At 68.2% G+C, this 14,156-nt stretch carries 10 protein-coding genes; 5 read left to right on the top strand and 5 right to left on the bottom strand.

What is annotated here, in order from left to right:
* Positions 1 to 89 precede the first annotated feature (89 nt).
* From I1A62_RS30750 to I1A62_RS30735, 4 genes are read right to left on the bottom strand one after another with little or no spacing between them, the layout of a single operon-like run.
* Positions 90 to 1,061: a hypothetical protein gene (locus I1A62_RS30750; protein ID WP_219456079.1), complete on the bottom strand. Its 972-nt coding sequence runs from the start codon at positions 1,059 to 1,061 to the stop codon at positions 90 to 92.
* A gap of 53 nt (positions 1,062 to 1,114) precedes the next feature.
* Positions 1,115 to 2,455 (bottom strand): DUF1254 domain-containing protein, encoded by a 1,341-nt coding sequence (locus I1A62_RS30745; protein ID WP_219461522.1) that lies wholly within the window; start codon positions 2,453 to 2,455, stop codon positions 1,115 to 1,117.
* Positions 2,455 to 4,167, bottom strand: coding sequence for a SulP family inorganic anion transporter (locus tag I1A62_RS30740; protein WP_219456077.1), 1,713 nt, complete (start codon positions 4,165 to 4,167; stop codon positions 2,455 to 2,457). The genes I1A62_RS30745 and I1A62_RS30740 overlap by 1 nt, the downstream gene beginning before the upstream one ends.
* A gap of 12 nt (positions 4,168 to 4,179) precedes the next feature.
* The gene (locus I1A62_RS30735) at positions 4,180 to 4,602 is read right to left on the bottom strand and encodes a hypothetical protein (RefSeq protein ID WP_124390275.1); all 423 of its coding nucleotides are present in this window, start codon (positions 4,600 to 4,602) and stop codon (positions 4,180 to 4,182) included.
* 172 nt (positions 4,603 to 4,774) lie between these two features.
* On the opposite strand from I1A62_RS30735, the gene I1A62_RS30730 reads away from it, so the two are divergent.
* Both I1A62_RS30730 and I1A62_RS30725 read left to right on the top strand, forming a co-directional pair.
* Positions 4,775 to 5,905 carry an AI-2E family transporter gene (locus I1A62_RS30730; RefSeq protein WP_124390274.1) on the top strand — a complete coding sequence of 377 codons (1,131 nt, stop codon included), beginning with the start codon at positions 4,775 to 4,777 and terminating at the stop codon, positions 5,903 to 5,905.
* The gene (locus I1A62_RS30725) at positions 5,902 to 7,710 is read left to right on the top strand and encodes an alkyl/aryl-sulfatase (protein WP_219456076.1); all 1,809 of its coding nucleotides are present in this window, start codon (positions 5,902 to 5,904) and stop codon (positions 7,708 to 7,710) included. Before I1A62_RS30730 ends, I1A62_RS30725 begins: the two co-directional genes overlap by 4 nt.
* Positions 7,711 to 7,778: 68 nt before the next feature.
* Here I1A62_RS30725 and I1A62_RS30720 read toward each other — a convergent pair whose 3' ends face one another.
* Entirely contained in the window at positions 7,779 to 9,068 is a 1,290-nt protein-coding gene (locus I1A62_RS30720; RefSeq protein WP_219456074.1) for a M23 family metallopeptidase, read from the bottom strand.
* A 335-nt stretch (positions 9,069 to 9,403) separates the two neighbouring features.
* On the opposite strand from I1A62_RS30720, the gene I1A62_RS30715 reads away from it, so the two are divergent.
* The 3 genes from I1A62_RS30715 to I1A62_RS30705 all read left to right on the top strand — a co-directional run bounded on the left by I1A62_RS30715 (position 9,404) and on the right by I1A62_RS30705 (position 14,153).
* On the top strand, positions 9,404 to 11,956 hold the full coding sequence (locus tag I1A62_RS30715) for a LuxR C-terminal-related transcriptional regulator (protein WP_219456072.1): 2,553 nt from the start codon (positions 9,404 to 9,406) through the stop codon (positions 11,954 to 11,956).
* Positions 11,957 to 12,046: 90 nt separating this feature from the next.
* A complete protein-coding gene (locus I1A62_RS30710) occupies positions 12,047 to 12,295 on the top strand; it encodes a hypothetical protein (protein WP_072938116.1) in 249 nt (82 codons plus the stop codon).
* 49 nt (positions 12,296 to 12,344) lie between these two features.
* Positions 12,345 to 14,153 (top strand): serine/threonine-protein kinase PknD, encoded by a 1,809-nt coding sequence (locus I1A62_RS30705; protein ID WP_219456071.1) that lies wholly within the window; start codon positions 12,345 to 12,347, stop codon positions 14,151 to 14,153.
* The last annotated feature ends 3 nt before the right edge of the window (positions 14,154 to 14,156 follow it).

Raw genomic sequence — 14,156 nt, 5'->3', positions numbered from 1 at the left:
CTACCTCCAGGTCGATGAATCTGTACTGGTCCAGCTGTCGAGCTTACCGGCGGAGTCCAATCTGATCCCGGGTGAGTCCGTTGGGCGGCCTATCCGAACGCCGTGTTCGCGGCGTCTGCGACCCTCGTCACGGCGGCGCAGTTCGGGCCGTGAACAGTGACGACTGCACCCGCGTGGCCGAGCCTGCGGGTGAACTCGTCGACACCCGCCCCGGGCCGTGTGATGTCGATCGGCTCGCCCATCGGGCTCGTCCACCGGCACCGGTCACCGACCGTCTCCGGCACGGCGGGAACGGGTGGTCTGTTTTCCTTCACCGGCGACATCGTGAACGACACGGTCACCTCGCTCCCGGGCACCCGATTCGGGTTCGGGAACAGGACGCAGTCGAACGGGGCAGGCGGCGACTCCGGATCGACGACGCGTCCGCCCGCCGTGGTCCCCAGCACGTCGAGGACTTCGCAGGGGTCGTGGACGGCGAGCGCCACCTGATCCGAGGAGCCGGCGTCGCGGGCGGGCAGCCCCGACCGCATCCTGTCGAGCGCCGAGTCCAGCACCGCGTCGGCCAGCGGGCAGACGTCCTGGCCCGCGACGGTTCCAGCGCGGACGGTCGCAAGCGGCAGTCCGAAATCTTGGGCCTCGGTTCCGAGGGGTAGCCGGAAGACGCGCTCGCACGTCCCGCGGGTCAGGTCGGCGCCCGCGCCGCGGTAGACCGTCACCCCGTCCACCGTCTCCGGCCGCGTCAGCGACTGTTCGGACAGCATCGACGGCAGCAGCGACACCTCCACATACGTGCTCGCGCCGTCGGGCCGCGCCATCAGCGCCGAGCACACCGGCAGTTGCACGGCCGACCCGTACTGCTGGACCGTCCCGGCGCGCCGCACCACCGCCTCGTCGAGCAGACCGCACGGATCGGCGCCGCGGAGCGCGTCCTCGACGTGGACGTGGCGTTGCTGGTCCGAACTCAGTTCCTGCAGCGGGGACGCACCCGCGGTCCCGGACACGCTGTGCGCGCACCCGGACGTGATCGCGGCGCACAGCAGCGCCGCAGCGACCTTCTTCACCCGATCCCCCCTCGAATCGGCCCGAACACTACCGCCGATTCACGTCTCCCGGATCACGTGGTCTTCACGATCGGCGGGATCTCGAACGTCCCGTCGAACACCTCGGCCCGGGGGCTGTACATCCGCAGCATCGGCCGGAATCCCGCGTCCGGTGTGGGCAGCCAGTTGGCGCGGGCGACCGGGTCGGCCGGGGCGGTCGCGCCGAGCGTGATGGTCAGCGAACCGTCGTCGGCGAACACCAGTCCCGGGGTGCGGTCGCCGATCGAGTAGCGGTCGAGGGGATTGTCGACGAGAAAGAACTCCGGCAGGTCGTACATGGTGATCGACCAGAACGCGTCGACGGGCGGGGTCGGCGCGAACGTGAGGGTGTAGGTGTGTTCGCCGGAGAGTTCGTTGCCTTCGCTGTCGTGGTAGATCGGCGCGTACGCGGCCTCGTAGCCGTGGTTGCCCCACAGTCCCGCCATCGCGGCCCCGGCCCGCAGGCCCAGCGCCTTCGAGCGGTCCTCGATCCGCCACTCGGGTGAGTTCACGGTGCCGACCTCGAAGAAGTCGTCGTTGTAGTCGAAGGCGTGGTACATCAACTGCCAGCCGTTGACGACCGCCGCACCGGCACCCGATTTCAGTGCGGCGACGAGCGATCGGTGCCCCGCCTCGGCTCCCGCCGTCAGGACGGACGCGAGATCCGGCGGCGCCTCGAGGTACGGCGACGCCCCGGTCTCGAGCAACCCGAGCGGGGCGAACATCTGCTCGGCGATCAGGTCCTGCGCGGCGGGCGGGTACGCCTGCGAATACACCCGCAGCTTCTCCCAGAACCGAAGGTCCTCGGGGACGTTCGGGTCGGGTGCGGGCAGACCGACCGCCTTCGCCTGGTCGCCGACGGGTTCCAACGTCAGGGCCGACTGCAGTGCCTTCACCCGCTCCAGGTCGGCCTCTCCGTCGCAGGCCCAGCGGCCGACGATGGTGCCCACCGACGTGGGGAACGCGATCCGCGTCGCGCCGGCGGGGACCTCGCCGGACCATCCAGGGCCGGTCAGTAGATAACGGCCGGCCGCCGTTCCCGTCGCGCGTTTGCCGACGTACGCGAAATTGTCGGTCCACGCATCGACGAACTGCAGAACGTAGTACGCGCCACCGCTGTCGGGCACCCGCAGCAGTTGCGGGCCGTGACCGAGGTCGATCTGCGCGATCGAGTAGACGGTGTCGTTGTTGACCGAGACGAAGGTGTCCCGCGGCCCGGCGAGGGTGCCGGCGTGACTGAACGTGTTGAACGGTGCGGGCTCGAGGCTTCCCATCCCGTCCGCGACGAAACGGTTCACCTGGTCGAGGTCGAACACCAGCGGGAAACCGTACACCCACGCCTTCTCGGCGAGTTCCTGCAATTCTGCGCTGACGATCACGAATCCTCCTCTGGCCGTTCCCTGCTCACATCGGCAAGTGCTTCCCGCACGGTCGGATACAGGCCGACGGGTGAAGTTTCGGAGCCCGCCCGGCGCATCGTGTCGCGGAACTGTCCGATGTCGCGGGCCACCCGGAGGTCGACGTCCTTGCGTTTGAGGGCATCCCGCAGTTGCCCGAGCATCTGCGCCGCACTGACGTCGATGAACGGGGACGTCTCCGCGTCGAGCACGATCGTCCTGGTGTCTTCGATGCACAGTTCTTCGATGCGGTCCTTCACGTGATCGGCGTTGGCGAAGAACAATCCGGACTCGACCCGCACGACCACCACCTGCGGGGTGGTGGGCAGTTCGGGGTGACGTTCGGCGTCCACCCACAGCGATCCCTCTTTCACGAGCGCCGCGACGTGCGGGCGGGAGGCCCGGTAGAGCAGCAGGAGCATGGACACGCCGATGCCGATGACCAGCCCGGGCAGGGTGTCGAAGAGCAGGACGCCCACCATCGCCGCGAGAGCCGCCGCGAAGTCGGCGCGCGCGGCGTGGCCGTAGATGCTGCCCAGCCGCCTCGTCCACACCCCGTACAGCCTCCGGAGCGCATCGATGTCGACGAGTTCGACGACGGCGGCGATCACCACCGCGGCCAGGGTCGCTTCGGGCAGGTTCTCGAAAAGGCCGGTGAGGAACAGCAGCGTGACCACGGTCAGCGCGGCGACGACGAGACCGCTGACCTGAGATTTCGCGCCCGCCCCGCCGTTCACCGCCGTCTTGGAGAGGCTGCCGTTGACCACCATTCCCGAGCACAACCCGGAACCGAGGTTTGCGGTGCCGAGGCCGAGAAGTTCCCGGTTCGGGTCGATCTCGTAGCCTTCCTTCGCCGCGTACGTCTTCGCGGCGCCGAGACCTTCCGCGAAGCCGATCAGCAGCACGCCGACCGCCGGACCCAGCAGGTCCACGTAGTCGTCGAACCCGACTCCGGCCGGCAAACCGAGCGAGGGCAGACCCGGATCGATGTGACCGACGATGCCGACGCCCCGGTCGTCCAGCCCGAACAGCGACACCGCCGCGATCCCGAGGAGCACGGCGAGCAGGGATCCCGGGACCAGCGGCAGCCAGCGTGTGAACCCGAGCACCACCACCAGGCTGAGACCGCCGACGACGAGCGTCACCCAGTGCGTGTCCCCGAGATGGGTGAGCACCCCCCAGGCCTGTTCGAAGAAGTTGCCCTCCTCCTTCTCCACTCCGAACAGCGCGGGCACCTGTCCGACGATGATGGTGAGGGCGAGACCGACGATGAAGCCCTTCAGCACCGGCTCGGAGATGAACGAGGCGATGAATCCGAGGCGCAGCAGACCGGCCAGCAGCCCCGCGATCCCGGTGGCGATCGCGAGGACGGCGGACAGCGCCGCATACTTTCCGCCGTCCGCACCGGCCAGCGGCGCGACGATGGCCGCCGACAGGGCGGCGGTCGCCGACATCGGACCCACCACGAGATGACGCGAACTGCCCGCCGCCGCATACAGGATCAGTGCCGGGACCGCCGCGTAGAGGCCGACGACCGGTGGCACCCCCGCGATGGTCGCGTAGGCCAGTGCCTCCGGGACCAGCACCGCCCACACGGTCAGGCCCGCGATCACATCGGGCCTGACCCACCCCCGTTGGTAGTCCCGCAGCGAGCCGAACACCGGCCAGGTGCCGGTCACGGTACTCACCACGTCGGCATCGTCCTAGTCCCTGGCGGTGTCCCAGGTGGTGACCGCCCAGATCACGACGACGTCGAGTGCGATGATCAGGATCGACCACAGCGGGTAGTAGGGCAGCCACAGGAAGTTGGCGAGGATCGACAGCGCGGCGATGCAGACCGCGACGACGCGAGCCCACGTGGCGCCCGTCATCAGTCCGATCGCGCTGATCGCCAGGACGACGCCCAGCACGATGTGGATCCAGCCCCACGTGGTGGTGTCGAACTGGTAGGTGTACTGGACGCCGATGACCAGCAGGTCGTCGGACGCGACCGCGGCGATGCCCTGGAAGAAGGAGATCACGCCGACAGTCAGCAGCAATATCGCCGCTGCCAGTGAAGTTCCTGCTGCAAAACCCTGTTTCACAGGGCTGTCCGTCCTGGACTCCGGGGTAGTCGTCATGTCCATGCCCTTCTCGAAAGTGTGTTTGCGAACAGTCGAATCGTCCGGCTCCCGGCAATGGGAGGCATCATCCGCGCCGGGTGATCCTCATCTGCAACGGATGATGTGACGCCGACGTCGCGGTGCAAGAGTCGAACCGGGGCATCCCGGAAGGCCGGCCGTTGCGAAGGGACACGCAATGATCGATCCGCAGGACGTACCCGGCGCGGAGCCGGACTCTCGGTGGTCGATGCCGCGGGGGCTGATCGTGATCCTCGGACTGGCCGCGCTCGTCGTCACGGTGGCCGGGATCGAGGTGGCGGCATCGATCCTCGCCCCGGTCTTCCTCGCCCTCATGCTCACCGTCGCGGTCCATCCGCTCCCCGTATGGCTGCACAGGAAGGGCGTGCCTGCGTGGCTCGCGACGATCGCCGCGATCGTGGTCGTCAACGGCATCCTCGTCGTACTCGTGCTGTCGCTGGCGCTGTCGGTCGCGCAGCTCGCCACGCTGCTCCCGCAGTACGCGGACGACTTCACGTCCCTCATCGACAGCGCCCAGAGCTTCCTGAACAGCCACGGCGTGAACTCCTCCAGCGCCCAGACCATGCTCTCCCAGGTGGATTACACCAAGGCGTTCGGTTTCGTGGACGGCATCCTGCAGGCGATGCTGGGAATCTTCTCGAACCTGCTGTTCCTCGCCGCCCTCCTGCTGTTCATGGCGGTCGACGGAAGCTCCTACGGTTCGCGGATGAGCATCGTCACGCGGATGCGCCCCGACATCGCCACCGCCCTGTCCGCCTTCTCCCTCGGCACCCGCAAGTACCTGGTCGTGACCACGGTCTTCGGATTGATCGTCGCCGTCATCGACACCGGGGCACTGTGGGCGCTGGGGATTCCGCTGCCGATCCTGTGGGGTCTGCTGTCGTTCATCACCAACTACATCCCGAACGTCGGCTTCGTTCTCGGACTCGTCCCGCCGGCCCTGCTGGCGCTGCTCCAGGGCGGTCCGGGACTGATGCTGACCGTCATCGTCGTGTACAGCGTCATCAACGTCATCATCCAGTCCGTGATCCAGCCGAAGTTCGTCGGGGACGCGGTCGGCCTGTCCGTGACGTTCACGTTCCTGTCGCTGGTGTTCTGGACGTGGATCCTCGGACCCCTCGGCGCGATCCTCGCCATCCCGCTGACCCTGATGGCGAAGGCACTGCTGATCGACATCGACCCGTCCACGAGGTGGGTGAACACGATTCTCAGCGACTCCCCCACGCCCACACCCACGGCACCGGCCACCACCCCCACCGCACCACGACACGAGAAGGAAGAACCATGACACCCGACTTCTCCGACACCACCGATTTCGAGGACGCCGACCGCGGTTTCGTCGACCGTCTCGACCCCTGCACCGTCACGGACGCCGACGGTCGCACGGTGTGGGACATGCAGGAGTACGCGTTCCTGTCCGGCGACTGCCCGGAGACCGCCGACCCGAGTCTGTGGCGGCAGTCGCAACTGTGCGCGAAAGACGGGCTGTACGAGGTCACCGAGGGCATCTACCAGCTACGCGGAATCGACCTGTCCAACATGACGATCGTCGAAGGCGAGACGGGCGTCCTGGTGATCGACCCGCTCATCTCGCAGGAGACGGCGGCCGCCGCGCTCGCGCTGTACCGGAAGAACCGGGGCGACCGGCCCGTCACCGGAGTCCTCTATACCCACTCCCACATCGATCACTTCGGCGGCGTCGTCGGTGTACTCCCCGACGGTCGCGGCGACGTCCCGATCTTCGCGCCCGAAGGGTTCCTCGAGCACGCGGTGTCCGAGAACATCTACGCCGGAACGGCAATGGGCAGGCGCGCCACCTACATGTACGGACCGCTGCTGCCCAAGGGTCCGCGCGGGCACCTCGGTGCGGGGCTCGGAACGAACACGTCGACCGGCAGGCCGGGGCTGATCCCGCCGACCGTCGACATCACCCACACCGGTCAGGAGGAGACCGTCGACGGCATCCGCATCCTCTTCCAGGTGACGCCGGGAACGGAGGCGCCCGCCGAGATGAACTTCCTGTTCCCTGACCACCGGGCACTGTGCATGGCCGAGAACGCCACCCACAACCTGCACAATCTCCTCACACTGCGGGGCGCACTGGTCCGCGATCCCCGCGCCTGGTCGCGGTATCTCGACCAGGCGATCGAGATGTTCGACGGCGGCTACGACGTCGCGTTCGCCTCCCACCACTGGCCGACGTGGGGCCGCGACCGGGTGGTGAAATTCCTGTCGGAGCAGCGCGACCTGTACCAGTACCTGCACGACCAGACCCTGCGGATGCTCAACGCGGGGCTGACCGGGATCGAGATCGCCGAAGACTTCCCGCTGCCACCGGCCCTCGAATCCGCCTGGCACGCGCGCGGGTACTACGGGTCGGTCAGCCACAACGTGAAGGCGATCTACCAGCGGTACATGGGCTGGTTCGACGGCAACCCGACGTCGCTGTGGCAGCATCCGCCCGAAAGCGCCGCCACCCGCTACGTCGAGTGCATGGGCGGCCAGGATGAGGTCCGGTCGAAGGCGGCGCAGTACCTCGAGCGCGGAGATCTGCGGTTCGCCGCCGAACTGCTCAAGCACGCCGTGTTCGCCGACCCCTCCGACGATGCGGCCAAGGACCTGCTGGCCCGCACGTACGAGCAACTCGGGTTCGGCGCGGAGAACGCGACGTGGCGCAACTTCTACCTCACCGGGGCACTCGAACTGCGGGGCGGCATCACCACCCCGCCGCTCAGCGACCTCGGCGCGGACATGCTGAGCGCCCTGACGATCGACCAGATCTTCGACTCCGTCGCCCTCCGCATCAACGGCCCGCGCGCCTGGGACGCCACCCTCGTCGCGGAATGGCACTTCACCGAACCCGAAGCGCACTACCGGACGACGCTGTCCAACGGCGCGCTCATCCAGACGGTCGCGCCGAGGACCGCGGCGCAACCCGACGTCACGCTGACCCTGACGAAGATGCAGTTGCTCGCCCTGTTCGCCGGCCGGGGCCTGGAGGGCATCGAGGTGACGGGTGATCCGTCGAAGCTGCTCGCCCTCACCGAATTGCTCGACCCGCCCGACAACGTGTTCCCCATCGTCACGCCGTAGGCGCTTCGCGCCCGTGAGTGGTTAGAGAGTCTCTGGACTCCTTGACCACTCACGGGCGGCGGAGCCGCCTACCCGAAGTCGACGATCGCGAGATTGCTCGGAAGCTCATCCGTCCGCGGCTCACCGGTGGGCAGTTTTCCCTGCAGGAACTGCCCCGACAGGTAGTCGTCCGCGTCGAGGATCTGCTGCGGCGCCACCTGCCCCTCGTATTCGAAGCTGTCGAAGACGTACGGCAGGGAATCGGCGTAGAGCAGGCTCGGGCCGTTCATCAACTGGAAGTGCAGGTGCGACGCGTTGGCGTTGCCGGTGTTCCCGAGTTTCGCGAGCGTGTCGCCCTTCGACACCTTGTCGCCGGGCTTGACGAGCAGCGAACCCTCGATGAAGTGCGCGTACATCGCGTAGACGCCGCCCCCGAGGTCGAGGACGACGTGGTTGCCGTCGACGTTCTCGACGGTGAGTTTCGCGGCGAGTTCCGGCACCTCGGCGGGCAGTGTGCCCGGGGCGTTGGCGGGCACGTTGTCCAATGTGGCCACGACCGTTCCGTCGGCGACGGCGTACACGTCGGACCCGTAGTCGACGTAGCTCTCGTTCTTCGTCCGGTCGCCGGTGTAGAACTCGCCCTGGTCGTTGGTGCGTTTCCAGTCGATCGCGAATCGTTGACTGTTGTTGATCTTGCCGTCGACCGGGAGCGGCGACGTGCGGTGCGGGAATCCCGGCAGGCAGCAGCCGTTGAGGGCAATCCAGTTGTCGCCCTTCAGCGGTGGCGAGATGACGCGTGGGGTCCCGGCGTCGATGTCGAGGGCGGTGATCAGATAGTCGACGGGGGACGGTTCCCGCGACGACGGCGCAGCCGCGGCGCTGCCGTACAGGTGGTGGAGCACCGCCTTCGGGGCCTGATCGAGCGAGTCGAACGTGTAGTCGACGAACAGGATACGAGTCTCCTGCGGCGGAATCGCCGTGGAGGTGGCTGCCGGCGCGGTCAGCATTCGCAGCCGGTTGCAGTCGCCGTACGGACAATTCGGCTCGACGAGCGCCGCACCGGAGAACGACGCGATCACCTTCGACGGGTCGGTCCCGTCGACGACGTCCAGTTTGTCGAGGGTCGCCGGGACGGGTGTCGCGTTCGTCAGCTGGAGGTCGTAGGCGACGTGGTACTTGCCGTCGGTGCCCGGGAACGGGAAGGTCGGATCACCGATCGGGGTGAGGATCAGTCCCGTGTAGGCGTCGGGCACGGTGACCGCCCCCGTCCCGCCTTCCGTCGTCGGCGACGCACTCGTCTCCGGCGCGTCGTCGCTGCTCGAGCACCCCGCCGCGACGAGTGCGATCGACATCATCAGCCCGGCAACTGCCAACTTCATGGTCACTCCGTTCAGGCACTTCGCCGCGGCCCTGCGCCCTTCGACGTGGCCATCGTCGGCCGGTTCGCCCGCCACGGATTCACCCGTCGAGTGTGAATTTCAGGTTGCTGCCGGTTTGCGGAAAACACGTTCACCCACACAGAACAACTGGTACTCGCTAAAATCGTCGCACCGGCTTACTGCGTCGGGGATTGGCGTTTGTCGAAGATCGTTTCTCGGTGCAGCGAGAATTGGGGGTCGGCGTGACGGCAGCACCGCTCGGGGAGTTTCGTCTGAGTACTCGAATACCGTCGAGTGCTGGGGGTCGAACGGTCACCCGGACCCGCCTGCACACCATGCTCACCGACGCGCTCACCGACGAGGCCCATCCCTATCCGGTTGCGCTGGTCTGCGCGCCGGCCGGGTCGGGCAAGACACGGGCCGTGGCCGACTGGGCGCGGGAGTTGCTGGCCGCCGACGACGCTCCGACCATTGCCTGGCTCACCATCGAGGAGCGGCACAACGACCTCGACGTCGTCCACCGGGCGATCCTCCGCGCACTCACCGACGCCGGAAATCCTCGCCTGCAGGCGGCGTGCGCCGGGCTCGTTTCCGAGTCACCGGACCTCGGCGCCACCTTGTCGGCTGCGTTGCACGAACTCGGCGAGAACATCTGGATGATCATCGACGACGCCCACCTCCTCCGCGACACCGACGTCCTCACCGACCTCGAGTCGTTCATGCGCTGGCAACCGCCGATGCTGCGGACGGTCATCGTCGGACGGTTCGAGCCGCCGCTCGCGCTGCAGCGACTTCGCCTGGACGGCAAACTGTTCACGCTCACGGCAGCGGATCTCGCGTTCACGTCCGACGAGTCGGCCGAGATGCTCGACGAGCACGGCGTGGTGCTGCCGCCGGACGATCTCGACGCCCTCATGGTTCGCACGGAGGGCTGGGCTGCCGGAATCCGGCTGGCGGGAATGTCTTTGGAAGGGCATCCGGATCCGAGCCGGTTGATCGCCGAGTTCTCGGGCGACCGCCGGGCCGTCGCCGACTATCTCATCGAGGAGGTCCTCGCCGGCCAGACCGACGAGATGCGCGAGTTCCTCCTGCGCACGTCCGTCCCCGTCTCGTTCACGGTCGAACTCGCCGAGAAACTCACGGGCTGCACGGACGCGCACGGCAACATCGATTGGCTCGAGCACCACAATTTTCTGATCGGCCGGATCGCCGAGAACCCCACGCACTACCGCTACCACCCGCTGCTGCGCAGTTATCTGCGCGCGGAGATCAGCCGGATCGGCCACGTCGAAGTCGAGCATCTCGAATTGACGGCGGCCCACTGGCACGACGAATTCGGGGATGCGCTGCTCGCACTCGAGCACGCGGTGAACTCCGGTGATCACGACGAGATCGTGGCTCTGCTGGCCCGGACGTCGCTACCCCTGATCATCGGGGGCCACGGCGAGGCCGTCGACCGGATTCTCACGCGGGCGCCCCGGGCGTCGCAGGACCACCCGTCGGCGCGGCTGCTCCGCGCCGCCGCCGCGCTCGCCTCGGGAAACATCCCGGTGGCCACGTCCACCCTCGAACTCCTCGACCGCAGGAAGTCGGGACTGCTGGTGGACGGGGCCACCGAATCCCGGGTGCACCTGCTGCTCCGCGAATCGCTGCGGGTGCAGACCGCGATCGGCACCGGCGACATCGAGACCGCGCTGAAGCGGCTTCAGAGCGTGGGCGGCGGATCGAGCGGCGACCCCGATCTCGACGCGTTCGTCCTGCTCCAGGAAGGGCGTGCGCTGCTCTTCCTCGGACGGGACGACGACGCGGAGGCCGTGCTCGGGAGGTCGCTCGCGCACGCGCGACTCGGCGACGCACCGTTGAGCGTCATGTACTGCCTGGGAACTCTCGCCGCCGTCTCGATGTCGCGGGGCGACGTGGCGGTGGCGTCCGAACTGGTGGACGAGGCCCTGACGATCGGCCGGACGCAGTCGGCGACGGGCGATCCGACGTTCCAGTTGACGAAGCTCGTCGACTCGTGGTGCCGCTACATGCGGATGGACCCCGACGCCGCCCGCGTCGCCGCCGAATCCGCCGAGGCGTTGCGTCGCGCGAGCACCGGAACCGCGGGTCTCGCCGACGGCGCCGCGGCCCTGTTCGGTCTCGACGAGTCCGAACACCGGCACGGTTCGGTGACGATGGTGCATGCGGACAGCCCGGTGTCGTCCACACTGCCGATGCCGCCGGGAATCCGGGCGGTGCTGCTGCCCGCCATCCAGTACGCGTATCTGTCCGCCGGTGAGATCGGGTGGGCGCACGAGTTGGCCACCGAGGCACAGGGCTTCCTCGGGTCCACCGGCGACACACCCCTCGTCGAGGCGATCATCCACCTGCACCTGCACCGCCTCGGCCTGGCCCGCCGGACGATCCAGCCGGTCCTGGACGGTGAACTGGACTGCGCGGCGGGCACCAACCTGATCGCGGCGTGGCTCGTGGATGCGTCGATCGCGCTTGCCCGCAAACATGATTCGCGCGCCCACAGCGCGCTCACCGAGGCGTTGCGTCTCGCGGAGCCGCAGTCGGTGCTGCGTCCGTTCCACGACTGCGGACCACAGATCCGGGATCTTCTCGTGCGGAGCACCGGCCGGTTCGGGGTGCTCGAACCGTTCGCGGAGCGGCTCCGCGCGTCGTTCCCGCGGTCGGAGAGCACGGCGTCCGACATGCTCACTCCCCGTGAACTGGAACTGCTCGTGGAGCTTCCGTCGTGGCGCACCGCCGAGCAGATCGCGGCCGACCTGTGCGTGTCGGTGAACACGGTGAAGACTCACCTGCGGGGGATCTACCGCAAACTCGGCGTCACGTCCCGCCGCGACGCGATCGCCGCCGCGCAACACCACGGTCTGCTCTGAGACGGTTCACCACTTGCGGGTGAGGCGCGTCGCTCTTCCGTCGGTCACCCTGAAATCTACGGCTGACCGAGTTCTGGAACGACGATGTGAATGAAGGAGCCCGCCGTGGTGCGTCCTGAATCGAACTGGCCGGGCAAGGTCAGGTACGCCTTCCTGATCAGCGGCGCTCTGTCCGATCGGGTGCTGGCGGCCTTTCCCGAGTTGGACGTCTCGGACGTCACGACCGGTGACACGACGCTCTACGGCCCGGTCGACGGCCCGACGGATCTCCGCGGCATGCTGGCCCGCTTCGACGCGCTGGGACTGACCGTCATCGAGATGCGCCGGCTACCGGACTGACCGGGCTGCGGGGTTCAATGGTGAAGGGTCCCGGGAGGCGGTGAGCCGAGTGAGCGGCGAGTTCGAACCGGGCACGGTGTTTGCCGGCTACGTGATCGAACGGGTTCTGGGACGAGGCGGGATGGGCACCGTCTACCTCGCCCAGCATCCCAACCTGCCGCGCAAGGTCGCTCTCAAACTGCTCGACACGTCGTGGACGAGCGACGACTACGTCCGGTCGCGTTTCGAGTCGGAAGCGGACCACGCCGCCCATCTCGACCATCCCAACATCGTCACCGTCCACGACCGCGGCCGCGAGGGCGGCAGGTTGTGGATCGCGATGCAGTACGTGCCCGGCGTCGACGCCAGGAGAGCGCTCAGCTCCGGGGCACTGGACGTCGAGCGCGCCGTGCACATCGTCAGCGAGACCGGGAGGGCGCTCGACCACGCGCACGAGGCCGGGATTCTGCATCGCGACGTGAAGCCGGCGAACATCCTGCTCGCGCCGGGCGACCCCGAACGGGTGCTGCTCACCGATTTCGGCACCGCCAAGGCCCTCGACGAAACGCATCAGCTGACCCGCACCGGGATGCTGGTGGCGACGCTGCACTACGCGGCGCCCGAGCAGATCGAGGGCCAGAAGCTCGACCACCGCGTCGACATCTACGCGTTGGGCTGCACCTTCTTCCATCTGCTCACCAACGAACCGCCGTATCCCGGGACCACCGCGTCCTCGGTGATGCACGGCCATCTGAACGGGCCGATTCCCAAGCCGAGCGTGGTGCGCCCCGGGCTGCCCGCCGGGGTCGACGCGGTGGTCGCGCGCGCCATGGCCAAGGACCGCGAGGAGCGCTACTCGACGTGTCGTGAGTTCAGCGACGCCGTCCACGCGATCGAGTGGGACGGGCCGGGCAGCGTCACCCGTCCTGCCGCTCTCGCCGACTCCGCCGCGACCACCCGGACGAGCCGTCCCGCCGTGACCCGGCCCGACGCCGAGCCGGGTGCGGACCCGACGGCACCGACCACGGTCGGGGGCCGGTGGCGGCGGAAACGCTGGTTGCTCGCCGCCCTCCTGGCGGGTGTCCTCGTCGCCGCCGCTGTCGCCTACGTCGTCTGGCCGGGCGAGGAGTCGCCGGACAGTCAGGTGGTGCTCCCGCTGACCGGCCTGCAGGGCCCGGCCGGGCTCGCGGTGTCGGGCAGCGGGAACCTGTACATCGCGGACAGCGCGGCCAAGCAGGTTCTGGAGGTACGCGCCGGGTCCTACGAGCAGACGGTCCTTCCCTTCACCGGACTCGAGGTTCCGCAGGGAGTTGCGGTCAGCACGTCCGGCGACGTGTACGTCTCCGACCTCGTGACCAACACCGTGACGATGCTGCACGGCAGCACCCAGGTACCGATGCCGTTCGGCGGGCTGAACCAGCCGTTCGGAATCGCGCTCGGACCGGACGGGACGCTGTACGTGGCGGACACGCTGAACAACCGGGTGCTGGCCCTGCGCGACGTCACCGCCGCCCCCGTCGCGGTACCGCTGTCGGTGATCGGCCCGTTCGCCGTCGCCGTCGGCGAGCAGGGCGACCTCTACGTCGGCACGCCCAATAAGGTGCTCGCGTGGAACGCCGCCACCCGCGCCCAGAGCTTCCTGCCGTTCACCGACCTCCAGAGCGTCGGTGGTGTCGCGGTCGACGACGAGGGAACCGTGTACGCGATCGACCAGAACCACAACCGGATTCTGCGGCTGCCCGCCGGTTCGGACGAGCAGGAGGTCCTCCCGTTCACGGGCCTGGACCAGCCGGAAGGGATCGCCGTGTCGAGCCGGGGCGATGTATACGTCGCGGACACCGACAACAGCCGGGTGGTCATGCTGCCCGCGGGCAGCTGACCG

Source organism: Rhodococcus sp. USK10 (assembly GCF_019378875.1).
GTDB lineage: Bacteria > Actinomycetota > Actinomycetes > Mycobacteriales > Mycobacteriaceae > Rhodococcus_F > Rhodococcus_F pseudokoreensis.
Note: the sequence above shows the minus strand (reverse complement) of the source record. Positions and strands in the feature narration are given on the sequence as shown.

Excerpts from the sequence above, each read along its gene's own strand:
- I1A62_RS30735 (WP_124390275.1), bottom strand. The coding sequence starts at position 4,602 with ATGGACATGACGACTACCCCGGAGTCCAGGACGGACAGCCCTGTGAAA.
- I1A62_RS30730 (WP_124390274.1), top strand. The coding sequence starts at position 4,775 with ATGATCGATCCGCAGGACGTACCCGGCGCGGAGCCGGACTCTCGGTGG.
- I1A62_RS30725 (WP_219456076.1), top strand. The coding sequence starts at position 5,902 with ATGACACCCGACTTCTCCGACACCACCGATTTCGAGGACGCCGACCGC.
- I1A62_RS30720 (WP_219456074.1), bottom strand. The coding sequence starts at position 9,068 with ATGAAGTTGGCAGTTGCCGGGCTGATGATGTCGATCGCACTCGTCGCG.
- I1A62_RS30715 (WP_219456072.1), top strand. The coding sequence starts at position 9,404 with ATGCTCACCGACGCGCTCACCGACGAGGCCCATCCCTATCCGGTTGCG.
- I1A62_RS30710 (WP_072938116.1), top strand. The coding sequence starts at position 12,047 with ATGAAGGAGCCCGCCGTGGTGCGTCCTGAATCGAACTGGCCGGGCAAG.